The sequence below is a fragment of the Dorea longicatena genome, from assembly GCF_024168045.1.
Taxonomy (GTDB): Bacteria; Bacillota; Clostridia; order Lachnospirales; family Lachnospiraceae; genus Dorea_A.
Window position 1 is genome coordinate 949,668 of record NZ_CP100126.1, and the last position, 26,689, is coordinate 976,356.

16 protein-coding genes are annotated in these 26,689 nt (G+C 38.7%); all 16 read left to right on the forward strand.

Annotation, left to right across the window (positions count from 1 at the left end):
• The first annotated feature begins 6 nt into the window (after nucleotides 1-6).
• Nucleotides 7-2,850, forward strand: coding sequence for an excinuclease ABC subunit UvrA (gene uvrA, locus NKF87_RS04545; protein ID WP_117597159.1), 2,844 nt, complete (start codon nucleotides 7-9; stop codon nucleotides 2,848-2,850).
• 206 nt (nucleotides 2,851-3,056) lie between these two features.
• Nucleotides 3,057-4,046 (forward strand): rod shape-determining protein, encoded by a 990-nt coding sequence (locus tag NKF87_RS04550; RefSeq protein WP_028087432.1) that lies wholly within the window; start codon nucleotides 3,057-3,059, stop codon nucleotides 4,044-4,046.
• Nucleotides 4,047-4,078: 32 nt separating this feature from the next.
• Nucleotides 4,079-6,292, forward strand: a complete 2,214-nt coding sequence (locus tag NKF87_RS04555; protein WP_055281684.1) for an ATP-dependent RecD-like DNA helicase — start codon at nucleotides 4,079-4,081, stop codon at nucleotides 6,290-6,292.
• Nucleotides 6,285-7,013, forward strand: a complete 729-nt coding sequence (locus NKF87_RS04560) for a ComF family protein (RefSeq protein WP_117597162.1) — start codon at nucleotides 6,285-6,287, stop codon at nucleotides 7,011-7,013. Before NKF87_RS04555 ends, NKF87_RS04560 begins: the two co-directional genes overlap by 8 nt.
• A 58-nt stretch (nucleotides 7,014-7,071) precedes the next feature.
• Nucleotides 7,072-7,467 carry a hypothetical protein gene (locus NKF87_RS04565; RefSeq protein ID WP_028087429.1) on the forward strand — a complete coding sequence of 132 codons (396 nt, stop codon included), beginning with the start codon at nucleotides 7,072-7,074 and terminating at the stop codon, nucleotides 7,465-7,467.
• Nucleotides 7,468-8,700, forward strand: a complete 1,233-nt coding sequence (locus tag NKF87_RS04570; RefSeq protein WP_117597164.1) for a hypothetical protein — start codon at nucleotides 7,468-7,470, stop codon at nucleotides 8,698-8,700.
• A gap of 45 nt (nucleotides 8,701-8,745) precedes the next feature.
• Entirely contained in the window at nucleotides 8,746-9,624 is an 879-nt protein-coding gene (gene cdaA, locus NKF87_RS04575; protein ID WP_117597166.1) for a diadenylate cyclase CdaA, read from the forward strand.
• The gene (locus NKF87_RS04580; protein ID WP_117597168.1) at nucleotides 9,605-10,933 is read left to right on the forward strand and encodes a YbbR-like domain-containing protein; all 1,329 of its coding nucleotides are present in this window, start codon (nucleotides 9,605-9,607) and stop codon (nucleotides 10,931-10,933) included. The genes cdaA and NKF87_RS04580 overlap by 20 nt, the downstream gene beginning before the upstream one ends.
• Before the next feature lie 25 nt (nucleotides 10,934-10,958).
• Complete coding sequence (locus NKF87_RS04585; RefSeq protein WP_117597263.1) at nucleotides 10,959-11,225, forward strand: HPr family phosphocarrier protein; 267 nt, start codon at nucleotides 10,959-10,961, stop codon at nucleotides 11,223-11,225.
• Between the two features lie 20 nt (nucleotides 11,226-11,245).
• The gene (locus NKF87_RS04590) at nucleotides 11,246-13,144 is read left to right on the forward strand and encodes a sulfatase-like hydrolase/transferase (RefSeq protein WP_242998810.1); all 1,899 of its coding nucleotides are present in this window, start codon (nucleotides 11,246-11,248) and stop codon (nucleotides 13,142-13,144) included.
• 142 nt (nucleotides 13,145-13,286) lie between these two features.
• Nucleotides 13,287-13,673, forward strand: a complete 387-nt coding sequence (locus NKF87_RS04595; protein WP_117597170.1) for a GtrA family protein — start codon at nucleotides 13,287-13,289, stop codon at nucleotides 13,671-13,673.
• Between the two features lie 13 nt (nucleotides 13,674-13,686).
• A complete protein-coding gene (locus tag NKF87_RS04600) occupies nucleotides 13,687-15,816 on the forward strand; it encodes a DUF7657 domain-containing protein (RefSeq protein ID WP_253584064.1) in 2,130 nt (709 codons plus the stop codon).
• Nucleotide 15,817: 1 nt separating this feature from the next.
• Nucleotides 15,818-16,753, forward strand: a complete 936-nt coding sequence (locus NKF87_RS04605) for a glycosyltransferase family 2 protein (RefSeq protein WP_117597174.1) — start codon at nucleotides 15,818-15,820, stop codon at nucleotides 16,751-16,753.
• 149 nt (nucleotides 16,754-16,902) lie between these two features.
• Complete coding sequence (locus NKF87_RS04610) at nucleotides 16,903-19,398, forward strand: glycosyltransferase family 2 protein (RefSeq protein ID WP_181978311.1); 2,496 nt, start codon at nucleotides 16,903-16,905, stop codon at nucleotides 19,396-19,398.
• An 18-nt stretch (nucleotides 19,399-19,416) separates the two neighbouring features.
• On the forward strand, nucleotides 19,417-23,457 hold the full coding sequence (locus tag NKF87_RS04615) for a GBS Bsp-like repeat-containing protein (RefSeq protein ID WP_117597176.1): 4,041 nt from the start codon (nucleotides 19,417-19,419) through the stop codon (nucleotides 23,455-23,457).
• A gap of 162 nt (nucleotides 23,458-23,619) precedes the next feature.
• Nucleotides 23,620-26,652 carry a GBS Bsp-like repeat-containing protein gene (locus tag NKF87_RS04620; protein ID WP_117597178.1) on the forward strand — a complete coding sequence of 1,011 codons (3,033 nt, stop codon included), beginning with the start codon at nucleotides 23,620-23,622 and terminating at the stop codon, nucleotides 26,650-26,652.
• Nucleotides 26,653-26,689: the final 37 nt, after the last annotated feature.

Below are 26,689 nucleotides of genomic sequence, written 5' to 3' on the forward strand. Positions count from 1 at the left end.
ACTTACATGCCACAGGAAAAAGATTCAAGACAATATATCAAGATCAGAGGAGCAAATGAACACAATCTGAAGAATGTAGACGTAGACATACCAAGAGACAAACTGGTGGTATTGACCGGTCTTAGCGGATCAGGAAAATCATCACTGGCATTTGATACAATTTATGCGGAAGGACAGAGAAGATATATGGAATCATTGTCTTCTTATGCCAGACAGTTCCTGGGACAGATGGAAAAACCGGATGTAGAAAGTATAGAAGGATTGTCTCCGGCTATTTCCATTGATCAGAAATCTACGAACCGCAATCCAAGATCTACCGTAGGAACGGTAACGGAAATCTATGATTATTTCCGGTTATTATATGCAAGAGCAGGAATTCCGCATTGTCCGAAATGTGGGCGCGAGATTAAGAAACAGACGGTTGATCAGATGGTAGAACAGGTGATGGCATTTCCGGAAAGAACCAAGATACAGCTGCTGGCACCGGTCGTAAGAGGCAGAAAGGGAACCCATGTAAAATTATTGGAGCGCGCCAGAAAGAGCGGATATGTCCGAGTCAGGATCGATGGCAATATGTACGAACTGTCGGAAGAGATCAAGCTGGATAAGAACATCAAGCACAATATAGAGATTGTTGTAGACCGTCTGGTAGTAAAAGAGGGTATTGAACAGCGTCTGACCGATTCCATTGAAAATGTACTGAATCTTGCGGAAGGACTGATGGCCGTGGATGTAATCGGCGGGGAACCGGTCCAGTTCAGTGAAAGCTTCTCATGTCCTGACTGCGGAATCAGTATTGAAGAGATCGAACCGAGAAGCTTTTCGTTCAACAATCCGTTCGGCGCATGTCCGGAGTGCTTTGGACTGGGATACAAGATGGAATTTGACGAAGACCTGATGATTCCGGATAAACGTCTCAGTATCAGTGAAGGTGCGATCACTGTTATGGGATGGCAGTCCTGCACGGATAAGAAGAGCTTCACGTATGCGATCCTGGATGCGTTGAGCAAAGAATATGGCTTTTCATTAGATACACCGTTTGAGGACTATCCGAAGGAAGTCCATGATGTTCTGATCCATGGGACAAATGGCAAAGAAGTGAAAGTATATTATAAGGGGCAGCGCGGAGAAGGAGTCTATGATGTGGCATTCGAAGGTCTGATCCGCAATGTAGAGCGCCGTTACCGGGAGACTTCGTCGGAAACGATGAAAGCAGAATACGAAGAGTTTATGAATATCACACCGTGTTCTGCGTGCAAAGGCCAGCGCCTGAAGCCGGGAGCACTTGCTGTGACGGTAGGAGATAAAAATATTTCCGAACTGACAGGAATGTCAATTGAAAAACTGCAGACCTTTTTAAAAGAACTGAAACTTTCGAACCAGCAATTGCTGATCGGCGGACAGATTTTAAAGGAGATCAATTCCAGAATCCAGTTTCTGATGGATGTCGGACTTAATTATCTGACACTTGGAAGATCGACCGGAACACTTTCGGGAGGAGAGGCACAGAGAATCCGTCTGGCAACACAGATCGGTTCCGGACTCGTAGGTGTGGCATATATTCTGGATGAACCAAGTATCGGACTGCATCAGAGAGACAATGATAAATTGCTTGGAACTTTAAAACATCTGCGGGATCTCGGGAACTCCGTGATCGTGGTCGAGCATGATGAGGATACTATGAGAGAAGCGGACTTTATCGTGGATATCGGACCGGGAGCGGGAGAACATGGCGGTGAAGTAGTTGCAACCGGAAATGCGGAAGAGATCATGCAGAATGAAAATTCTGTAACCGGAGCCTATCTGAGCGGGCGTATTCGGATCCCGGTTCCGGAAGTAAGAAGAAAACCAACCGGATGGCTGAAAGTACTCGGAGCACAGGAAAATAACTTGAAGAACATAGATGTGAAGTTTCCGCTTGGCGTGATGACCTGTGTTACCGGTGTGTCCGGTTCGGGAAAAAGCTCACTTGTGAACCAGATCCTCTATAAACGTCTGGCAAGAGACCTGAACCGTGCAAGGACCATTCCGGGCAGACACAAAGGCATCGAGGGACTGGAACAGCTGGATAAGGTGATCAACATCGACCAGTCTCCGATCGGGCGGACTCCGAGATCCAATCCGGCAACTTATACCGGAGTATTTGACCTGATCAGGGATCTGTTCGCGGCAACACCAGATGCAAAAGCAAGAGGCTATAAAAAAGGAAGATTCAGTTTTAACGTCAAAGGAGGACGATGTGAGGCCTGCAGCGGAGATGGAATCATCAAGATCGAGATGCATTTTCTGCCGGATGTCTATGTTCCATGTGAAGTATGTAAGGGAAGACGTTACAACAGAGAGACACTGGAAGTGAAATACAAAGGAAAGAATATCTATGATGTTCTGGACATGACCGTAGAAGAAGCAATGCATTTCTTTGAAAATGTACCAAGTATCCGCAGAAAGATGGAGACCTTGTATGATGTCGGGCTTTCTTATATCCGTCTGGGACAGCCGTCTACGACTCTGTCCGGCGGAGAAGCCCAGCGTATCAAGCTGGCAACAGAGCTGAGTAAGAGAAGTACGGGAAAGACAATCTATATTCTGGACGAGCCGACGACGGGACTGCATTTTGCCGATGTGCATAAGTTGACAGAGATTCTCCACAGATTGACAGAAGATGGGAATACAGTCATTGTGATCGAGCACAATCTGGATGTGATAAAGACCGCAGATTACATCATCGATATCGGTCCGGAAGGCGGTGACAAAGGCGGAACCGTGATCGCAGAGGGAACACCGGAAGAAGTTGCGGAAAGTCCGGTATCCTATACGGGAAAGTATATAAAACCAATGCTGGAACGGTAGAAATATGACATTTTGTTCAATGCATCGTCCAGATTCGTCATATTGTAATATTTATGTAAAAAGGTTCATAAAGATTTAAGCAAAATGGGTCTTTTTATTTTAAATGATTTTGATTATAATGGGAACATGCTCAAAAATAGCATGTGATATAATCATATCTCACCAAAGATAGGAATATAGACAGCTTGATGAAGGGAGAATTGGGAATGTCAGTAGATCTTGGAATTGATTTGGGAACCGCCAGCGTACTGGTGTATGTAAAAGGAAAGGGTGTTATTTTAAAAGAGCCTTCTGTTGTAGCGTATGACAGAGATACGAATGCAATCAAGGCGATCGGAGAAGAAGCAAGACTGATGCTTGGAAGAACTCCGGGAAATATTGTGGCAGTCAGACCTTTGAGACAGGGTGTGATATCAGACTATACAGTAACAGAAAAAATGATCAAATATTTCGTGCAGAAAACACTTGGAAAGCGTACATTCAAGAAGCCGAGAATCAGTATCTGTGTACCAAGCGGGGTTACAGAAGTGGAACGCAAGGCAGTGGAGGAAGCAACTTATGCAGCAGGAGCAAGAGAGGTACATCTGATCGAAGAACCGGTTGCGGCAGCAATCGGTGCGGGAATCGATATCTCAAAGCCGTGTGGCAATATGATCGTTGACATCGGCGGAGGGACATCCGATATTGCCGTCATCTCACTTGGCGGAACGGTTGTAAATACATCCTTAAAGATTGCCGGAGATGATTTCGACGAGGCGATTGTCCGCTATATGCGAAAAAAACATAATCTTCTGATCGGTGAAAGAACAGCGGAAGATATTAAGATCAAGATTGGTACAACCTATCCAATGATCGAAGATGAGACGCTGGAAGTCAGAGGAAGAAACCTGGTAACAGGACTTCCGAAGACGGTAACGGTAACTTCGACAGAGACAGAAGAAGCACTCCGGGAGACAACGGGACAGATCGTAGAAGCTGTTATCAGCGTGCTGGAGAGAACACCACCGGAGCTTTCCGCAGATATCCTTGACAGAGGGATTATGCTGACCGGAGGCGGATCTATGTTACGTGGTATGGAAGAACTGATCGAGGAAAAGACAGGCATCAACACGATGACGGCGGATGATCCGATGAAGGTTGTTGCCATCGGAACCGGAGAATACGTAGAGTTTATGGGTGACAGAAAAGGAATCTAGATTCAGATAGGAATCCGGGTGAGTGAAATCGAATGGAAGAAATAAAAGGATACGTAGAACATATTGTTTACCGCAATGAAGACAACGGGTACACGGTATTCCATCTGAATAATTCAGATGGAGAAGTGACCTGTGTCGGAAGTTTTCATTATATTGAAGAAGGTGAACTGTTAAGACTGAAAGGAGGCTATACAACGCATAAGATGTATGGCCTTCAGTTCGCTGTGGAGGAATCGGAGATATGTGAGCCGGAAGATCTGGTATCCATCGAACGGTATCTGGGTTCCGGTGCGATCAAAGGAGTCGGAGCTTCTCTGGCGGGAAAGATAGTGAAAAAATTCAAAGAAGATACCTTCCGGATCATCGAAGAGGAGCCGGAACGACTGGCAGAGATCAAAGGAATCAGTGAACGGAAAGCAAGAGAGATCGCTTCACAGGTAGAAGAGAAGAAGGATATGCGGCAGGCAATGATCTATCTGCAGAAATTCGGTATTTCTACAACACTGGCAGCAAAGATCTATCAGCATTACGGACGTAATGTCTACCGCACGATAGAGGAGAATCCGTATCATCTGGCAGACCATGTGCCGGGAGTGGGATTTAAGACTGCCGATGAGATTGCAATGAAGATTGGCATACACACAGATTCTGATTTCCGGATCCGCAGCGGAATCTTTTATACCTTACAACAGAGTGTGAATGAAGGACACGTCTATCTGTATCAGGACGTGTTGCTGAAAGAGACGGGAGACCTTCTTGGAGTACAGATACAAGATATGGAAAAGTATCTTATGGATCTTATGATGGAAAAGAAGATCGTCATGAAGCAGTCAGAGCAGGGGGTGAGAGTGTATACTTCCCATTATTATTATATGGAGTTGAATACTGCGAAGATGCTGCATGATCTGAATCTTGATTTTGAAGCAGCTGATGTGACACTTCTTCACAGGATCAATCAGATTGAAAAGAATACAGAACTGTATCTGGATGAGATGCAGAAAGATGCAGTAATGGAAGCAGTCAGGCATGGTCTGATGATATTGACCGGAGGACCGGGTACCGGTAAGACAACGACCATCAATGCGATGATTCATTTCTTCGAAAGTGAAGGACTGGACATCTATCTGGCAGCACCGACAGGAAGAGCAGCAAAGCGTATGACCGAAGCAACCGGATGTGAAGCACAGACGATTCACCGGCTGCTGGAAGTATCCGGCAATCCGGATGATGAGACAGTTGGTGGTTTCCAGCGCAATGCAGAGAATCCGCTGGAAGCAGATGTGATCATCATAGACGAGATGTCAATGGTAGATCTGCCGTTGATGTATGCACTTTTGAATGCGATCGTGCCGGGAACCCGTGTGATCCTGGTGGGAGATGTGAACCAGCTTCCGAGTGTAGGGCCGGGAAGCGTACTGAAAGACATTATTTCATCCGGATGTTTTCCGGTGGTAAAGCTTACGAAGATATTCCGGCAGGCAGGCGAAAGTGATATTATCGTCAATGCCCACAAGATCAATCGGGGTGAACCGGTTGTGCTGGATAACAAAAGCATGGATTTCTTCTTCTTGAAACGTGATGATACGAATATGATCATCAGTAATATCATCACACTGATCCAGAAGAAACTTCCCAAATTCGTATCTGCATCAGAAGCAGACATTCAGGTTCTGACGCCGATGCGAAAGGGCCTGCTCGGAGTGGAACGGATCAATAAGATCCTGCAGGAATATCTGAATCCGCCGAAGCCTGGCAAACAGGAAAAAGAATATGGAGATCATCTGTTCCGTGAGGGGGATAAGGTGATGCAGATCAAGAATAATTACCAGCTTGAGTGGGAGATCACCACCCGGTACGGAATGACAATCGATAAAGGGATCGGTGTATTTAACGGGGATATGGGGATCATCAAAAAGATCAATACATATGAAGAGACCGTGACGGTCGAATATGATGAAAAGAAGCAGGTAAAATATCCATACAATCTGCTGGATGAACTGGAACTGGCTTATGCGATCACAATCCATAAAGCGCAGGGAAGCGAATATCCTGCAGTCATTATTCCTTTGTTACAGGGACCAAGACAGCTTTATTATAGAAATCTGCTCTATACAGCTGTCACAAGAGCGAGAAAATGTGTGACGGTGATCGGAAGTGAAAGCGTATTCCAGGAGATGATACAAAACACAAACCAGCAGAACCGCAATACGAGTCTCGCAGAGCGAATCCGTGAATTTAATGAATAAAAGTATCATACAAGATATCAAAGAAAATATAATTGTTCTGTTCTGGCCGGAAACCTGTCCATTCTGTCAGAAAGTCTGTAAAGAGGGCATCTGTACAGAATGCAGGGAAAGGCTGGAATTCTTAAGAATCAGAGAACCAAGGTGTATGCAATGCGGCAAGCAGATCCGTAGTATGGAAAAGGAATACTGTTATGACTGTATGCATACACATCATTATTATGAGCAGGGATTAAGCTTATGGAATCATAAAGCTCCTGTGAATCAATCTATCTATCAGTTCAAATACCACAATCAGAGAAGATACGGGGAACTGTACAGTCAGGAACTCGTGAAAAATTTTCAGAAAGAAATCCGGCGATGGAACCCGGATGTGATCATACCGGTCCCGCTGCACCGGGCGAGACGTAGAAAACGGGGTTATAATCAGGCACAGATTCTTGCGGAAAACCTGGGAAAGATGCTGTGCATTCCGGTGGACAGTAAAAGCCTGGCAAGAAGAAAGAAGACCAGTCCGCAGAAGAAACTTGGACATAATGAGAGAAAAAAGAACCTGAAAAATGCATTTGCGGTAACATCGGCATTTCGCCCTGTCCGGAAGGTGCTGCTGGTGGATGACATATATACGACCGGCAATACACTGGATGCGGCGGCAAAAGCATTAAAGGAAAAAGGCGTGGAGAAGGTTTATTTTTTAACTATAAGTATTGGACAAGGGTACTGATATTTGTTATACTTAAAATGATGTTTTTATGGAATTAATATCATGTTGAGGTGGATATATGTTAGATGAGAGAAAAGTAAAATTAATGACAAAGCTTGCTCTCTATGAAGAGACTTATGGAAAAGAAGATTTTAAGATCAGTTCCTATTATAGAAAAGATTATGCAAGCCTGCACGTTATATATGCATTTCTGAGCGTATCAGTCGGTTATGTGTGTCTGGTGGCGCTGCTTTTACTGGCCGGTGTGGAGGATATAATGAGTAATATGTCGAATGGTCTGATCCTGTTCCTTTTTCTGATCATTCTGGCAGGCTATGTGGGTGTGGTGATCGTATATTGCGGAATTGCCAGTCACATTTATAATGAGAAACACAAAAAGGCAAGGAAAAGAGTGAAAAAGTATAATCATAATCTGATTCAACTGCTGAAAATGTATGAAAAGGAGAAAAGATAGATGGACAATATATATGTAATACGTGAAAGAATAGAAGCGGTTTATGGGAAGCATTCCAAGTCATTTGATAAAGCCTTTCAGTTCATACTGGCAATGATAACATTTACAATGATCAATCAGAATACAGGATTTATGAAATCACTTTCCTCACCGGTGATCTCTCTGGGGCTGGCTGTGGTTGCTACTTTCCTTCCACCTGCGGTTATGGTGGTGCTTGCAACGATACTGCTGCTTGCACATACACTGGCAGCGTCCATAGGCATATTCGCAGTGTCTGCACTGATCTTCCTGATCATGTATATATTTTATATCAGACTGGCACCGAAGATGGCATTTGTTGTGCTTCTGACACCGATTGCATTTGCACTTAAGATACCGTTTGTGGTACCGGTTGCATGTGCGTTGATCTATACACCGGTAAGTCTTGTACCGATGGGATGTGGAACTGTTGTATATTATATGATGGAATATCTTAAGAAAATAAGTGCGGCATCTAAGACGTCCGGAAGTAAGGCAATGCTTGCCGAGATCAGCACATACGTACAGAAAGTGTTCCAGAATAAAGAAATGTGGCTCTACATAGTTGCATTTATCATTGGATTTTTTATCATTTATACCATTCGCAGACAGGAACTGGATCATGCCTGGAAGATTGGGATTATTGCGGGAGCAATTGCCAATGTGGTCGTAACGGCAATGGGAAGTATTGCACTGGGCGTAAACACCTCCTATGGTCCGCTGATCATAGGAAATATTGTGGCAGCCGTTGCAGGACTTGTGCTGGAATTATTCCTGTTCTCGGTAGATTATGCAAGAAGTGAACGTCTGCAGTTTGAAGACGATGAATATTATTACTATGTAAAAGCAATACCGAAGGTTGCCATGACAACGCCGGAGAAGACTGTGAAGAAGATCAATGAACGTCAGGAGACGGAGATCATCGATGCAGAAGCGGTAAAACGTTTGTCGCAGGATACGGCGGAAGAAGAGACAAAAGCCATCGATCTGGAAGTACATGCGGGACATGGACAGAAAAGAGAAACAGAACGGAAGCCGTCATATGGTGATGCAGACTACAGAAGTCCGGCACAGATCCGGGCAAGTCAGGCAAGAAAGCATTCGCCGAAGAGAGGACCGGCACCGAAGAAACATGACATGAAAGATGTAGATAAGATGCTTCTGACACAGAGTCTGGAAAATGAATTTCATGCAGGCAACCGCAGAAAAAGATAGAAAGACAGAAAAAATCATTAAAAACCATGCAGGGAGGTGAGAGGAATGGGACAGACAATTGCAGATTTTATTGATAAATATGGAATTGGACTTTATATTCCGAGAGTGCATATCACAGATATCATAGAAGTTCTGATCCTCACTTTTCTGATCTATCAGATCATCATATGGATAAAGAATACGAAAGCATGGATGCTGCTCAGAGGAATCATTGTACTTGCGGGCTTTATTCTTCTCGCAGCTATATTCAAGATGCATACGATCCTGTTCATCGCGAGAAATTCACTGACGGTCATGGCTACAGCGGCAATTGTAGTATTTCAGCCGGAACTGCGGAGGGCACTGGAAAAGCTTGGAGAGAAGCAATTCCTGACATCAGTTGTTCCTTTTGAACAGAACCGGGAGATACGTTTCAGTGAAGAAACAAGAGAGGATATTATCCGTGCATGCTTTGCCATGGGAAAAGTCAAGACAGGGGCTCTGATCGTCGTAGAACAGGCAATACGGCTTACGGAATATGAAAGCACCGGAATCCAGATGGACTGTCTGGTATCAAGTCAGGTGCTGATCAATATCTTCGAACATAATACACCGCTTCATGATGGTGCGATCATCGTAAGAGGTGACAGGATCGTCTCGGCGACCTGCTATCTTCCTCTCTCGGATAATATGGGGATCAGCAAGGATCTGGGCACCAGACACCGTGCGGCAGTAGGAATGAGCGAAGTCAGTGATGCACTGGTCATTACGGTATCAGAAGAGACAGGAGCTGTGTCAGTCGCACAGGGAGGAGAGCTTACAAGAAGTATCAATGAAGCAGAACTTCGTGTGAAGCTGGAAGAGGTACAGCATAAGAGCAGTGAAACCAACAGAATAAAGGCAATGTGGAAAGGATGGCGGAAGCATGCGAAAAAGAATAACTAACAATCTTGCGCTGAAAATACTGGCTTTCCTGATTGCGGCATTCTTATGGCTGGTTGTAGTGAATATCGATGACCCGGTGGATGACAAGACATTTTCCAATATCCCGGTGCAGGTAACGCATGAAGAAGTGATTACGGATAATAATAATACGTATCAGATCGTGGATAACACGCAGGAGATTAATGTAACAGTTACAGCACAGCGGTCGGTACTGGATAAGATCAGGGCAGAGGATATTGTTGCGACAGCGAACATGAAAGAACTGACGCTTCGTACACAGGTGCCGATTGAAGTGACGGTCAAAGGATATACAGGAAAATATGAAAAGGCAACGGCAAATCCAAGAAATCTGCAGATTCAGATAGATGAGGAAGCGAAGAATAATTTCCCAATCACACCGACAACAACAGGAACGGTAAGAAACGGATATGAAGTAGGAAGTCTGAAAGCACTTCCGGAAAAAGTAACACTTCGCGGACCGAAGAGAATCATTAACAATATTGCAAAAGTAACAGCAGAAGCAAATGTATCCGGATTATCTGAAGATGAGACGGTAGAAGCAAAACTGGTACTGTATGATGCAAATAATAATGTGATCGACCAGACACTTCTTGCAAACAACCTTGGAAAAGAAGGTGTCAGTGTTGAGGTAGAACTGCTTCAGGTGAAAAGCGTGCCGCTTAAAGTGGATACATCAGAGGTGTCGGCAGCAGAAGGGTATAAACTTGGCAAGATCACGGTAGAACCGCAGGAAGTGGAAGTGACAGGTGATAAGAGTACGCTTGCCGAGATCTCGGAGATCGATATTCCACCGAGTGCCCTGAAATTGGAAGAACTGACACAGAGAACGGAGCAGACCATTGATATCTCATCTTATCTTCCGAGCGGTGTATCCCTTGCGGAAGAGAATGCGAATAAGGTGGTAATATCCATCCAGGTACAACAGCCGGGAACAAAGAGCTTTGAGATATCGACAGGATCGATCATCCTGGAGAATATAGCGGACGGACTGAGCATCAATTACGGATCTACCGTTGATCTGGAGATACAGGTGAAGGGACCGAATGATGTGTTGAATCTGTTCTCACCTGCGAAGAAAGTCAGCATTGATCTTAAGAATTATACAGAGCCTGGTACATATACTGTTCCGGTGTCTGTCGAACTGCCGGATGGCTGCACACTTGTGAATGAAGTGAATGTGGAGATCACACTTGAAAATTCAAAGCAGAGCAGTAAAACACAGGGTGAAAGCCAGAACAGCAGTCAGACAAAGACAGATGAAAACAATCAGAACGGCCAGAGCGAATAACAGACAGAAATGGGGAGAATACATTATGATCAGACAGAAAGTTACAATAACAAATCCGACGGGACTACATCTCAGACCTGCAGGGATGTTCTGTAACATAGCAAGCAGATACAAATGCAAAGTAGAATTCATGTATAACGATGACACTGCAGCAAATGCGAAAAGTGTATTGAGTGTCCTTGGAGCATGCGTGAAATCGGGAGATGAAATCGAGCTTATCTGCGACGGGGAAGATGAAGAAGAGGCCATGAAAGCAATGGTGGATGCGGTTGAGAGCGGGCTTGGAGAGTAAGATTTTATACAGATGTAAGGGTGAAAGAGGAGAATGAATGGGCCAAAACGATATGTTTAGGAGACGTTCCCGAAAAGATAATGAAGAAACATAAGATATTTAAATATATAGGAATAATTTTAAGCAGTTTATTGATGGTAGTGTCAGTGTTACTTGCTTTTAGTGCTAAATGGATGTTTGATACATGGACAAGTCTGACAATGGATGAGTTGGTGTTTCATTTAACGACATCTCTGGAAGGCACCAATACGGATATGATAAAAGCGTATTGCCTTAAATGTGTCGTTCCGGCAGTAATTTGTTTGGCTGCAGTGGTTGCTATTTGGGTAATTTGCAGTCTAAAAAAGAAAAACATAAACAAAATGATGATTGTTATATGTTTGATGGGAATTGTTGTGATTGGAACGGCAGTAGCTGTCACATGGCACAAGTTAAATATCGGTGAATATTTGAAAGGCCAGCATACATATTCTGAATTTATTGATGATAATTATGCAGATCCGTCTACAACGAATGTTTCATTTCCTGAGCAGAAAAGAAATTTAATATATATTTTTTTAGAGTCGATGGAAGCAACATATTCCGATAATGAAAATGGAGGTGCATTTAAAAAGAATGTTATACCTGAACTTACAGAATTGGCACAGGCTAATGAGGATTTTTCGGGAAAAAGTAAAAAATTAAATGGAGGATACGCTATGCCGGGGGCTACGTGGACAATGGGAGCAATGTTTGCGCAGACTTCTGGATTACCTTTAAGTATTTCTATTGATGATAATGCGATGGATACACAGGATACTTTCTTTAAAGACACCACTACTTTGGGCGATATTTTACAAAAAGAAGGGTATTCACAAACACTTTTAATTGGATCTGATGCAACTTTTGGTGGAAGAAGATTATATTTTGAAGAACATGGCGATTATGATATCCTGGATTATAATTATGCGATTGAAAATGGATGGATTCCAGAAGATTATAAAGTCTGGTGGGGATATGAAGACGAAAAATTATTTGAGTTTGCAAAAAATAAACTGACAGAATTGTCACAACAGGATACTCCGTTTAATCTGACAATGCTTACAGTAGATACACATTTTGAGGACGGGTATATATGTGAAAAATGCCCGTATACTTTTGGAAAAAATCAGTATGCGAATGTTATGGCATGTTCGAGTAAACAGGTGAAAGAGTTTGTTGACTGGGTTGAACAACAAAGTTTCGCGCAGAACACAACGATTGTTATATCCGGGGATCATTTAACTATGGATAGTGATTTTTGCGAAGATGTTGACACAGATTATGATAGAAAAGTGTATACAACATATATTAATCCGGCAGTAGCAAGTAGTGGTGAAAAAAGAAGAGTTTATACGACATTTGATAATTTTCCTACAACAATAGCAGCATTGGGAGCAGAGATAGTGGGAGACAGATTGGGACTTGGAACAAATTTGTTTTCAGATAGACAAACGTTAAGTGAAGAATATGGAATAGAAAAAGAAAAAATCGAGTTATCCAAGCAATCGAAACTAATGCATAAAATGGCAAATATAAATAAAGGTAAAGTAATAGAGCAAGATAACGATGAACAGAATGAAGAAGAAAGTCCAGAGGCACAAATAAAAACAAAAGAACAACATATTGCAGACAAAAAGTACAAAATAAAAATATCAGTTGATGATTTGAAAAATATGAAAAATGGTGTACAGTCGGCAAGTGCAGCAGTGTGGAGTAACCGGGATCAAAGTGATTTACAATGGGTTCCGCTAGCTGTTCAGGATGATGGAAAATGGACAGGAAAAGTTAATGTGAAAAAGAAAACAAAAAATAAAGGGATGTATAATATTCATGTATATATGATCGACGGTACAGGTACACAATACAATGTTGCGCAAGATATGGTAAAATTGGAATAAAGAAAGTATATATTAATGATTAAAAGTGATCTGAGAATGTAAATGGCTTGGATCACTTTGTTTGCTGTTTTTGTTAAGTAGATAAAAGCTGAGGATTTCGATGCAATAATTATTGATATGTTGAAAGGAGAAAAACGATTAAATGATTAATCTGATTAAGCAAATAATAAAATTTGGTATAGTAGGAGGAATGTGTTTTGTTATAGATTATGGTTTGCTGATTTTTCTGACTGAAGTAATAAGTATAAATTATTTGATATCTTCAGGAATTTCTTTTTCGGTATCTGTTATTGTAAATTATATTTTAAGCCTGAAATATGTATTTGAAACAGACAAAAAAAATAATAAAGTAAAAGAATGCTTGATTTTTATTGGCTTAAGTATTATTGGACTTGGAATTAATCAGGTAATTATGTGGTTATGCGTGGATAAATTAAAGATTTTTTATATGATAGCGAAAATTGCAGCTACAATAATTGTGATGGTATATAATTTCGTGACCAGAAAATTGATTCTGGAAAAAAAATAGAGGAGTTGATGGTATGGGTGATGGTATGAAAAAAACATATAAATATATGCTTGGAATAGTAAGTGCTTTTTGTATAGCACTTATTTGGAATACATATATTTATATGGTAGAGGTGGTTGGAAATGACTATTTGAACATTGATTTAACAGATACTGTATTACATGCTTTCCAAGAAGGGAATACAATTACATTATTCATTGTTTTCAGTTTTATTTTTTGCATTATAGAATATAGAAAAATTGATGTATCTTCTGTTATCTATAAATATAGATTTGTAATAGCAGGTGTTTTGTTTGTTCTGGGTATTATATTTGAAATAAATGGCTCATCTATAGGAATGTGGTGTGGGTATCTAAGTGGAGATGATAATAATGTAATATGGGGAGTATCAAGGGCAATCCGTACAGATGAATGGGCTGTTTCCACACCTATGTTATTTTCGCAGTATCATAATTTCACAGGAAAGTTTCCATATTTCAGCGATACGATCAGAGCAGGTAGTACAGATGTATTTTTTGAATATGGACAACCGGTTCAATTTATTGCGATGATATTCAGACCATTTTATCTTGGATATCTTTTTTTACCAATAGCAAAAGGAATGGCATTTTTTTGGTGCGGAAGACTGATTGCACTTTTTATGGTTACTTTTGAATTCGGAATGCTGGTTACTGGTAAAAATAAAAGATTGTCAGTGGTATTAAGTTTCTTGATCTCGTTTGCACCGGTTGTTCAGTGGTGGTTTGCGATTAATGGTTTAGTTGAAATGTTGATTTTTATGCAGCTTTCAATGGTTATGGTATGGAAATATATGAATACCGAAAATTCCGTGCAGAGAATTCCTTATGTAGTAGTGATAATGATTTGTGCGGGGGGATATATACTGACCATGTATCCAGCCTGGCAGATTTCATTGGCGTATGTGCTGCTTGGAATATTTGTTTGGATAATATGGGAAAATTATAAAAAATTTCATATAAAAATAAAAGATATACTTATTATAATTATTGCAGTAACATCTACAATTTTGATACTGGGATTGACATTTTGGAAATCAAAAGAGACAATCCAGCTTTTAACTAATACAGTATACCCGGGAAGTAGGTGTGAGACTGGCGGAGGCTCCGGAGAGAATTTAATATTATATATGTCAAATATCTGGCAATCAATGTTTGGACTTTCCATCAAATCAAATGTATGTGAAAATGCAATGTTTATTGATTTCTTTCCTGTGTGTTATTTTCCTGCAATCTGGTATACGATTAAATATAAGACGAAAGATAAATTATTAATTGTACTATCAATTGTCAGTTGTTTCCTGGGAATTTATAGTATTATTGGATTCCCTGAAATTTTAGCCAAAATCACATTATTAAGTAATGTTCAAAGTAGTCGTGCAATGATTGCATTTGGAATGTGTAATATTTTATTAATGATTCGTGCGATGAGTTTGATAAAAGAATCGTTTAATAAGATAATCTCAGCTTTGGCAGCCTTTATATTATCCGTATGTTTGAATAAAATTGTTTTTAATATTAATCCAGAATACTATTCTGAAAAATATTTATGGATTTCTATCATGGCATTTGCAGTAATTTTCTATGGTATATTAAGAAATGCTGCTAATAAGAAGTTTTGGAGTTATATGTGTATTGGACTAATGTTGATAAGCGGAGGATTGGTTAATCCGGTTAGATCGGGAATTGATTCAGTTACAAATTTAAGAGAATATCAGGCGATAGAGAAAATTGTAAATGAGGATAAAGGTGCAAAATGGATTGTTGAAGGCGAAGGAATTCCAACCATTAATTTCCCGGTAATGGCAGGAGCACCAACGATAAATTCTACAAATGTCTATCCGAATTTAGCTTTTGGGAAAAAACTTGATCCAACTGGACAACATGAAAAAGTGTATAATAGATATGCACATATCCATATATTTGTAAAGCAATCTGGAAAACCCAAATATGAAGTGGGAGATGCGCCGGATCAGGTTTATTTGTATATAACATTAAAAGACCTGAGAAAATTAGGAGTTAAATATATATACAGCAGAAATGACTTATTGACTTATGAAGATGATTCGTGTATCGTAGTATACAACAGTGATAATTATAAAATTTATGATATAGGAGAGAAATAAAATGGATAAAATAGCAGTGTTGATACCGTGCTACAATGAAAGTTTAACAATTGAAAAAGTTGTATCTGATTACAAAGAAGCTTTGCCAGAGGCTACAATTTATGTATATGATAATAATTCCAGTGATCATACAGATGAATTAGCCAGAAAAGCAGGAGCAAAAGTGGTTTATGAATACCGACAGGGAAAGGGTAATGTAATCCGCAGTATGTTTCGGGATATAGATGCAGAATGTTATTTGATGATAGATGGAGATGATACATATCCGGCCGAAAATGCAAGAGAAATGGTTGATTTGGTTTTAAATAAAGGTGTAGATATGGTTATAGGGGACAGACTTTCGTCTACATACTTTACAGAAAACAAAAGACCTTTTCATAATATGGGGAATAGAATAGTACGTGGCTTAATTAATCATTTGTTTCATAGTAATGTAAAGGACATCATGACAGGCTATCGCGCATTCAGCAGACTGTTTGTAAAAAGTTTTCCGGTTTTGTCAAAAGGGTTTGAGATAGAAACCGAAATGACCATTCATGCTTTAGACAAGAACTTTTTATTGGAAGAAATTCCTGTAACATATAGGGACAGACCAGAGGGAAGCGAATCAAAATTAAATACAGTCAGTGATGGAATGAAAGTATTGAAGACTATTGCAAGTTTATTTAGAGATTATAAACCACTTCTGTTTTTCTCGTGTGCTTCAATTATTTGCTTATTGTTAGGAATAGGATTCTTTGTTCCGGTATTTGTCAGCTATATTCACACCGGACTGGTAGAAAAAATCCCGACCATTATAGTGTCAGGTGTTGTGTTTACAGTTGGTATTTTATTATGGATTTGCGGTTTGATCTTAGATGTTGTTGTGAAAAAACATCGACAATTATATGAAATCGAATTGAATCAGCTCGAAATCGGCATGAAGAATAATAGATAGGAAGAATTTATACATATAGTAAAAGCGTATATTGAGATTGTGAATGAAGAAAGAATATGCTACAATAAAATTTGTAGCATATTCTTTTCTTTATAACTATGTATTCGGAAGAAAAGTTCTACAGACTAAACAAAAAGGAGAAAATAGTAATGAATTGTAAATTTCATGTTGATACAAAAGTATACAGATTAGAGCCTTATGAAAATTATGTGCGCATAACGGGTTGGTGTTTTGATATAGAAAATAGAAATATTGAGTTTTTTATAAAGATGAATGGTGAAGTTGTAGAAAGTGAAGTAAAGAGGAATAAACGTTCTGATGTAGAGAAAAAATATCAGAAAAAATATAATGTTCCGCTGAAGAGTGGTTTCAATATAAAAGCATGTTGGCCGAAAGATAACGATGCATTAGAAAAGGTCGAATTGTTTGTAAAATGTGGAGAGAAGATTGATAAAATCTGCAGTATAAATAAAAAAGAAATTGATAAAATAAAGGATGACAGCACGATTGCGTATAATTTGGATTATGTCAGAATAACAGATGTTAAGATTTTAATTGGTGGATGGACTATTTCTGACTGGGGAGTAGATCAGTTGAAGATAAGTATTTTAAATGAAAAAATGGAAGCGGCAGAAGACGTTAAATTAGCAAGAAATGATCGTAAAGATCTTGTTGAAGCAGGTCTGGTAGAAGAAGAAAATTCGAAATGCGGATTTACAATTGAATTTCCATATGAAGAAGAAAAAATATATTACTTATCAATCGCAGATAAAAAGAAGAGAAAAAGAATCGAATTAAAACCGGAAGTTATCCGCAGAAATAATAAAGTAGAAGCTCGCAGGGGCTTTGCAAAACAATTAGTAAAATGCATCAATAAGAAGAATATAGAAAAAGGGATTAACCATATCAGAAAACATGGTGTAAAAGGACTGAAGGAATATATTGTAAGTCGTGTAAATGCATCTACAATGCCGTACGGTGAATGGTTTGAATTAAATAAACCAACAAAAGAAGAACTTGAAAAGCAGAAAAAAGTTAAATTCGAATTCGAACCAAAGATCAGTATTATTGTTCCGACATACAAAACACCGATTAATTTCCTGAGAGAAATGATAGATTCTGTTGTTGATCAGACATATAGCAATTGGGAATTATGTATTGCTGACGGAAGCGAAGGTGATGCTGCAGTAGAGGCTGAATTGGAAAAATATGCAAAACAGGATGACAGAATTAAATATACATTACTGGAAAAAAATGAAGGAATTTCAGGAAATACGAATGCAGCGTTAGAACTGGCAACCGGTGAGTATGTAGGATTGTTTGATCATGATGATATTCTTGCACCGAATGCTTTATATGAAGTGGTAAAAGCATTACAGGAAAAAGAGTATGACATCTTATATACAGATGAAGACAAGATTACCGGAGATGGGAAAGAACATAATGATCCAAACTTTAAGCCTGATTTCAGTATGGATTTATTCTGTTCACATAACTATATTACCCATTTCTTTGTTGTGAAAACAAATATTATTAAAGAAATTGACGGATTCAGACCAGAATATGATGGTTCACAGGATTATGATCTGATGTTCAGATGTATTGAAAGTGCCGACAGTATTAAACATATTCCGATGATATTATATCATTGGAGAATACATATGAATTCTGTTGCAGGTGATCCGGCAAGTAAAATGTATGCTTATGACGCAGGAAAAAGAGCAATTGAAGATCACTTTAAACGTATAGGTGTGAAAGCTAAAGTAGAACATACAGGGCTTTGGGGAATGTATCATGTGATTTATGAGACTCCAGGTAATCCACTTGTTTCGATTATTATTCCGAATAAAGATCATACAGATGATTTAGATAAGTGTGTAAAATCAATTATAAATAAAAGTGAATATAAAAATATTGAATTTATCATCGTTGAAAATAACAGTACAGAAGATAAAACTTTTACATATTATGAGAAACTCCAGAAAGAGTATGAGAATGTAAAAGTAGTCAAATGGGAAGAGGGATTCAATTATTCTGCTATTAACAATTATGGTGTGAGCTTTGCAAAAGGGGAATATTTACTCTTCTTAAATAACGATACAGAGATGATTACACCGACAGCTATCAATGAATTACTGGGATGCTGTATGAGAGAAGATGTCGGTGTTGTTGGTGCAAAACTGTTATATTCGGATGATACAGTACAGCATGCTGGTGTTGTAGTAGGATTCGGTGGATATGCAGGACATGTAAATATAGGAATTCGAAGAGATGATTATGGATATATGGTCAGAGCGCAGATTAACTGTAATTATAGCGCTGTTACAGCAGCTTGTATGATTACTAAAAAAGAACTGTTTGAGCAGGTTGGTGGATTCGATGAACAATTTGTTGTTGCATGTAATGATGTGGACTACTGTCTGAAAGTAAGAGAAACTGGAAAGTGGGTTGTATTTAATGCATTTTCAGAGTGGTATCATTATGAATCGAAATCAAGAGGATATGAAGATACTCCGGAAAAATTAAAACGTTTTGAAGGAGAAGTAGCAAAATTCCAGAAAAAATGGCCAGAAATTTTGGAAAAAGGAGATCCATTCTATAATCCAAATTTCCCAATTGACAAGGCACCGTTCACATTAGGATAAATAAAAGGAAGGAAAAAGATGAAAAGAAAAATAGCAATTTTCTTATCTGCCATTATGCTTTTGACAAGTGTTACTGGAAATGTCAGTGTGGCAGCTGCTGAAGTACAGGAAACTAATAATGGAATAGTAGAAAATCAAAATAATAACGGGCAAACAAGTGAAATAACACAGGGTAACTCAGAAAATGATAGAGAAAACGAGGGAAATACGGCAGAAAATCAGACGGAAAATGTGACGGAAGATCATACAACAACAGAAGCTGCCGCAACAACAGAAAGTTCAGAGGAAGAACAGGCGGTTATTAATTATCTGGCTGTAGATCAGGGATATCTCCAAAGTCCTGGGGAACAGAAAGTTGTAGTATCTTTTGGAAAAGGAACTGAGAATATTGAACAGCCAAGATTAAGTTTTCAAAAGGCTGATGGAAGTGTAATAGATTTTGCATTTAGCGAAAAGAATGAAGAATTGTTCCTTTTTTCACATAGTTTTTCGGAAGAAGAAAAGGGCGTTTATTCTGTAAAAACATTTACATACATTCTTAATGGAATGGAATATTCCATTGATCTGGAGTCCATAGGTGTTAATGCCAAATTCGGTGTAGATGAGAATTATGAGGGATATGAATTGGGAAGCTCTGATACAGATACAGAACCGGAAATAGAGGCTTCGGTAGTTGATGTGGAGTCTGGGAAATTAGTTGCTGCATCAACAGATATTGCTGCAACTTTAAGTGAAACGGAATCAGCAATTTCAACACAAAGCCTTGAAGAAGGAACTGCCAGAAGCAGGAATAAAGTTGTTGTATTGGATCCCGGACACGGTGGAAGCGATGGCGGAGCATCGGCGAATGGATTGGTTGAAAAAAATCTTACTCTGAAAATAGCACAGTACTGTAAGGAAGAACTGGAAAAATACGCGGGCGTAACAGTATATATGACGAGAAGTATGGATGTGGCTGTAGATTTGGAAGAACGTGTGCAGAAGGCGAAAAACTGGGGTGCAGATGTATTTGTAAGTATCCATATGAACTCCGCGAGTGCTGCCGCGCAAGGAGCTGAGGTATGGTATCCGAACAGCAGCTATAATTCAGAAATACATAATAATGGACAGAAACTAGCATCTGAGATTGAAAAGGAACTTGTCAGCCTGGGATTGGCTGACAGAGGTGTAAAAATACGAAATTCGCAGAATGGGTCAAAATATGAGGATGGAAGCATTGCTGACTATTACAGCGTAATACGAAATAGTAAGTTGGCCGGTTTTCCTGGGATTATTGTAGAACATGCTTTTTTGACGAATTCATCAGATGCACAAAAACTGAAGCAGGAAAGTTTTATTAAGAGTCTGGGAGTTGCGGATGCTACGGGAATTGCAAAATATTTTGGCTTATCAAAAGATTTAGATTCCGGTAAATTTACAGCATCAATTGTAAAGAAAAATGATTTTACAAGAACATTTACGGTAAAAATAAACGGAAAACTTTCAGAAGGAGAAAGCTACAGAGTTGCTGTCTGGTCAGATAAAAACGGACAGGACACGAATAATTTATGGACTGTAGTCAATAAGCAGTCAGGGAATGAAGTAGAGCTTGAGTATAATACTGCCAATTACAAAAATGCAGATGGAATATACAATATACATATTTATAAATATGATAAAAATGAAAAAGTAACCTGTATACAGACAATGACCTGTAATATGTACAACAGTAATGCAAACTGTAAAGTTCAGGACACAACAGGAGAAGAAAAAAACTTTAAGGTTTCTGCAGAAATTACAAATGTTCCGGATACATTAAATCGAATCCAGTTTGCGGTATGGAGCGACCAGAATGGACAGGATGATTTGAAATGGTATGCGGGAACAAAAAGCGGAAATACATGGTCAACCAATATTGCTGTAAAAAATTATAAAAGGTATGGAAAATATAATGTACATGCTTATGCTGTGCTGAACGATGGAACCAATGTATTCTTAAAAGCAATGTCATTTAATGTTACGAAACCGACAGCAAAGCTTACGGTGGCAAAACAAAATAGTACAAATGGAATGGCGGAAGTAACAGTAAGCAATATTCAAATCAAGTCAGGAATAAATAAAGTACTGATTCCGGTATGGAGTCAGGAAAATCAAAGTGATCTGGTATGGTATACGGCACAGAAACAGCCGGATGGAACCTATAAGATTACGATTGATATGGGAAACCATAATTACAACGAAGGAACCTATCATGTTGCCTGCTATATCGTAGATGGAAATGAAATCCAGACAGGAATTACGTCTACAACGTGTGAGATGAAGCTTCCAAATACATATCTTGAAATTAAGGATACTGCAGGAACTGAAAAAGAATTTCAGATTACATTAGGAAATACATCAGCATACGGGAATGTCCGTAAGGTCCAGTTTGCGGTATGGAGTGTACAAGGAGGACAAGATGATCTGATTTGGTATACCGCAGAGAAAAAGAATGACGCTGCATGGATAAAAAAGGTAAAGATAAAAGATCATAAAACACTGGGAACGTATAATGTACATGCATATATCACACTGGTAAATGGAAGCGTAAAGACAAAGACAACGACTTTCAATGTAAGCAGACCAACGGCGACATTGACGGTGGGTACACAGGATAAGGAAAAAGGAACTGTAGAAGTAACAGTAAGTAATATTCAGAGCAAATCAGGAATAAATAAAGTACTGATTCCAGTATGGAGTCAGCAAAATCAAAGTGATCTGGTATGGTATACGGCTCAAAATCAGACAGACGGAACCTATAAAATTACCGTTGATATGGGAAATCATAATTATAATGAAGGAACTTATCAGGTTGCATGCTATATCGTAGATGGAAATGGAATCCAGACAGGGATTGCATCAGGTAGTTGTCAGATGAAAGTTCCGAATGTATCTCTGGAAGCAAAAGATACTGCAGGAACTGAAAAAGAATTTCAGATAAGTCTGACAAATGCCGGAGTATATGGAAATATTCGCCAGGTGCAGTTTGCGGTATGGAGTGATCAAAATGGACAGGATGATCTGATCTGGTACAATGCAGAGAAAAAGAATACCGGAGAATGGACAAAGGCTGTAAAGATAAAAAATCACAAAACGCTTGGAATCTATAATGTACATGCATATATTACATTAGCAAACGGAAAACGAGTAACGAAAACAACTACATTTAATGTAACGAAACCGACAGGTGAAATTAGTATTTCAGAATATAATGCCAATAAGGGAGCCTTTTATGTAACGGTGAAAAATATCAAATCAGCTTCAGGGGTAGAAGAAGTATTGATTCCGGTCTGGTGTGCAGAGAATCAAAATGATTTAGTGTGGTATAAGGCTGAAAAAATTGACAATACAACATATAGAGTGAATGTAAATATAGCCAATCATAAAAATCATGAGGGAATATATAAAGCAGATGTTTACGTAAAAACTGGAAATGGTATTCAGGCTGGAATTGGACGATCTACATTAGAGATAAAACGCACAGAGCTGTATGCGATTATGGGCAGCTCGGATGTGACAGTTAATCAAATGGCTGCATATTATAAAAAAAATAATTTGACATATGACAAATATACAGGAAGTTTGAGTGAATATAATGGAATATTAGCAAAGGGTGGAGCTGCTAATATAGAAATTTATTGTACGATTTTTAAACAGGAAGCAGAAGTAGAAGGTGTGAGAGTAGAAGTTGCTTTTACACAGGCTATGTTAGAAACGGGTTTTTTGAAATTTGGCGGAGATGTAAAACCAGATCAATATAATTTTGCAGGAATGGGTGCAACAGGAGGTATTTCTGGAGAAAAATTTAGTGATGTCCGTGAAGGAATAAGAGCTCAAATACAGCATTTGAAATGTTATGCAAGTGATGCTGCACTGAATAATGCGTGCGTTGATCCACGTTGGGGAACCTGGCTGAGAAATAAAGCTCTTTATGTACAATGGTTAAGTAAAGCGAACAATCCATATGGAATTGGCTGGGCTACGGATGCAGAATATTCAGAAAAAATATTAAGCATGATTAAAAGTTTAAAAGCTAACTAATGAACAATGTCTTGTAAAATGTAAATGAAGCATTTTACAGGACATTTTTGTTTTCAAAAGAAAAAAAAGATGGTATGATGGTTTTATAAAATCTGAAAATATTTTTTAATTGAGAAATATTTTTAGAATATGAGGGACGAAAGGTGAAAAAGAGGTGGCTATATGAAAAAAAGGTTTTTCTTTATTGCAAGTTTGATGCTTTGCCTGACGCTGGGCAGTACAGCTAGCTATGCAAAAGAATCAATTTCTGAAAATGCACAGGTAATTGAAGGAGAAAACATAGCAGATAACGCAGGAGATTCAAAACAGTTACAACAAGAGCAAGCGACAGAGGAAAAAATTAATACACAAATTCAAGATGAACAGATAAAAAATGCTGTTATAAAAGGAACAGTAGAAATAGAAAATCTTGATGATGTGAATGGGACATTTTCTGCTGTATTATCAAATGTGCAGAATGAGGATAAGATAAAAGAAGTGCTGATGGCTGTATGGTGTGATACAAATGGTCAGGATGACCTGAAATGGATTAGTGCAGTAAAAAATGAAAAAGGATATTACATAATAACAGATGATGTGTCTGCTCACAAATATCAGCTGGGAAAATACCATGTAAGTGTATATGCTGTTGACACAGAGGGAAAACTGACAGGTATTACAGGAACTTCTTTTGAATTAAATAAATCTGAAATAGCAGCTACGGTTGAGCAAAATAAAAAAGATAAGTTAAAATATGATATTGATGTAAGCAATGTGAATATACCAGGTGGTATAAAAAATGTATGGATTCCGGTATGGAGTGATGCGAACGGACAGGATGATCTGAAATGGTATACGGTTAAAAGAAATAACAATGGCCATTATACATTGACTGTTGATATACGTGATCATAAAGGTCTGGGAAAATATAATGTACATATCTATGGAGAAAATAAAGCCGGAGATATGATTCAGTTAGGAACAACAATGTTTTCAATCGATACTCCGAAGATTGCGACAGCAGAAATTGTAAATAAGGATCTGGAAAAAGGCACATTTACAGTTAGATTAGCGGATATTGATAATGCGGAAAATATTCAGAATATCAAGGTGCCGGTATGGAGTGAGATAAACGAGCAAGATGATTTAATCTGGTATACGGCTAAGAAAAAAGAAAATACAAATGAATATACAGTAAATGTAGATATAAAGAATCACAATTATTCCATGGGTAAATATAATATCGGTGTTTATATTACTGATGTAACGAATGCACAATATGGTGCGAAAAGTGTAAGTACTGATTTTAATATAAAAAAAGGCAATATAGAGATAAATGAAAAGGGTGATTTTTCTTATCAGATAATAGTAAAAGACTTTGAAGTACCTGGCGGTATAAAAAAAGTTATGGTGCCGGTATGGAGTGAGGTAAACGGACAGGATGATCTGGTCTGGTATACAGCTAAGAAAAATGGAGATGGGCAATATGAGGTGAATCTTGATGTTTCCAAACACAAAGGACTTGGAAAATATTGTGTTAATGCATATGCAGTACAACCAAATGGAAATATGGCAGGATTGACATCTTCTGATTTTGTGGTTGAGGAACCAGAATTGGATCGTCCAGAAGTGGAATGTGACAAAAAAAGCGGACAGATAAAAGTAAAAATTCCGGTAAAAAGAAATGGTGAATTGATAAAAAAAGTTCAGGTTCCAATTTGGTCAGACAGTAATCAGGACAATATAGTCTGGTATACAGCTAAAAAAGATTCTGAAGGGAATTATATAGTAGAAACAAACATTAATAAACATAAATATCATAGTGGTGTTTATAAGATAAATGTATATGTGACAGATATTACTGGAATGCGTAAAGGAAGTGCTGGAATAAGTTGCGATATGTCACCAGAATATGGAGAACTTTCGGCAGTAGACAGAGACGGATCTGAAAGTGTATATCAGATAAATTTGAAAAATCTGAATGTACCAGGTGGAGAAAAAGAAGTACTTTTTGCTGTTTGGGGAAATGAAAGAGGACAAAATGACCTTAAGTGGTATACAGCAGAAAAAGTGGGACAATATGATTACCGTTTGAATGTTTCGATTAGAAATCACAGAGAACTTGGTGTATATAATGTTAATGCTTATTACAAAACACAAAGTAATGATTTACAGTGGATCGCAAACACAACATTTAATGTGTCGCAAAAGGTAAAATATGCGGGATTACGGGTGTCAAATATTGATGGACATAAAGGAACATTTAAAGTAACAATTTCAGGTGTTATGGCACCTTCCGGTATCGAAAAAATCCAGATTCCGACGTGGTGTTCTGATAACCAGAGTGATATTGTCTGGTATACAGCAATAAAAGAAGCTGAAGGTATATATTCTGCAACCATGGATGTTAAGAAGCATTCATATCATTTTGGAAATTATAAGATGAGCGTATATGCGACTATGGGAAATGGTATTTTTACAGGAGTATGCGCAGGTTCACAAACGATTAATCCGGACAATTATCTCTATAGTAAGTATGTCAGTGCTTCTCAAAGAGAAGTCTGGCTTTTGGGAGCAAATGCTGAGCAGGTTCAATTTCCTACATGGAGTGAAACAAACGGTCAGGATGATATCGTTTGGTATAGTGGTGTTAACAGAGGAAACGGTACATGGAGTGTTACTGTAGACAGTAATAATCACAAGCATGGTGGAACATACAATACACATGCATATGTCACAAAAAATGGTGTAAGAAGTGCAGTTGGTTCAACAAGCTACTCGCTGGAAAGAATCCAGACAGCACAGCAGTTTATGAATGCAAAAGCAAATATGTATTCAAGCAGAACACCGTACTTGTTACTGGTAAACAGAAGTACACATAAAGTAGGAATCTATCAGGGATGGCAGGGAAACTGGCGTTGCATTCAGTATTGGGACTGTTCAGATGGAGCACCAAGTACACCAACTGTGGAAGGAACATTCCAGGTAGGAAGTAAAGGTTACTATTTTGATTCGGGTTCGGCGAGATGTTACTGGTATACACAGTTCAGAGGAAATTATTTGTTCCATTCAGTTTTGTACAATAAAAATGGAACATTAATGGATGGAAGACTGGGAATGCCACTTTCACATGGATGTGTCAGATTAAATATTAATAATGCAAAATGGATTTATGATACTATTCCAACAGGAAGTACAGTGGTAGTATATCATTAATAATGAATATAGGTGGTTGATGAAATACATCAGCCGC

Excerpts from the sequence above, each read along its gene's own strand:
- uvrA (WP_117597159.1), top strand. The coding sequence starts at position 7 with ATGCCACAGGAAAAAGATTCAAGACAATATATCAAGATCAGAGGAGCA.
- NKF87_RS04550 (WP_028087432.1), top strand. The coding sequence starts at position 3,057 with ATGTCAGTAGATCTTGGAATTGATTTGGGAACCGCCAGCGTACTGGTG.
- NKF87_RS04555 (WP_055281684.1), top strand. The coding sequence starts at position 4,079 with ATGGAAGAAATAAAAGGATACGTAGAACATATTGTTTACCGCAATGAA.
- NKF87_RS04560 (WP_117597162.1), top strand. The coding sequence starts at position 6,285 with ATGAATAAAAGTATCATACAAGATATCAAAGAAAATATAATTGTTCTG.
- NKF87_RS04565 (WP_028087429.1), top strand. The coding sequence starts at position 7,072 with ATGTTAGATGAGAGAAAAGTAAAATTAATGACAAAGCTTGCTCTCTAT.
- NKF87_RS04570 (WP_117597164.1), top strand. The coding sequence starts at position 7,468 with ATGGACAATATATATGTAATACGTGAAAGAATAGAAGCGGTTTATGGG.
- cdaA (WP_117597166.1), top strand. The coding sequence starts at position 8,746 with ATGGGACAGACAATTGCAGATTTTATTGATAAATATGGAATTGGACTT.
- NKF87_RS04580 (WP_117597168.1), top strand. The coding sequence starts at position 9,605 with ATGCGAAAAAGAATAACTAACAATCTTGCGCTGAAAATACTGGCTTTC.
- NKF87_RS04585 (WP_117597263.1), top strand. The coding sequence starts at position 10,959 with ATGATCAGACAGAAAGTTACAATAACAAATCCGACGGGACTACATCTC.
- NKF87_RS04595 (WP_117597170.1), top strand. The coding sequence starts at position 13,287 with ATGATTAATCTGATTAAGCAAATAATAAAATTTGGTATAGTAGGAGGA.
- NKF87_RS04600 (WP_253584064.1), top strand. The coding sequence starts at position 13,687 with ATGGGTGATGGTATGAAAAAAACATATAAATATATGCTTGGAATAGTA.
- NKF87_RS04605 (WP_117597174.1), top strand. The coding sequence starts at position 15,818 with ATGGATAAAATAGCAGTGTTGATACCGTGCTACAATGAAAGTTTAACA.
- NKF87_RS04610 (WP_181978311.1), top strand. The coding sequence starts at position 16,903 with ATGAATTGTAAATTTCATGTTGATACAAAAGTATACAGATTAGAGCCT.
- NKF87_RS04615 (WP_117597176.1), top strand. The coding sequence starts at position 19,417 with ATGAAAAGAAAAATAGCAATTTTCTTATCTGCCATTATGCTTTTGACA.
- NKF87_RS04620 (WP_117597178.1), top strand. The coding sequence starts at position 23,620 with ATGAAAAAAAGGTTTTTCTTTATTGCAAGTTTGATGCTTTGCCTGACG.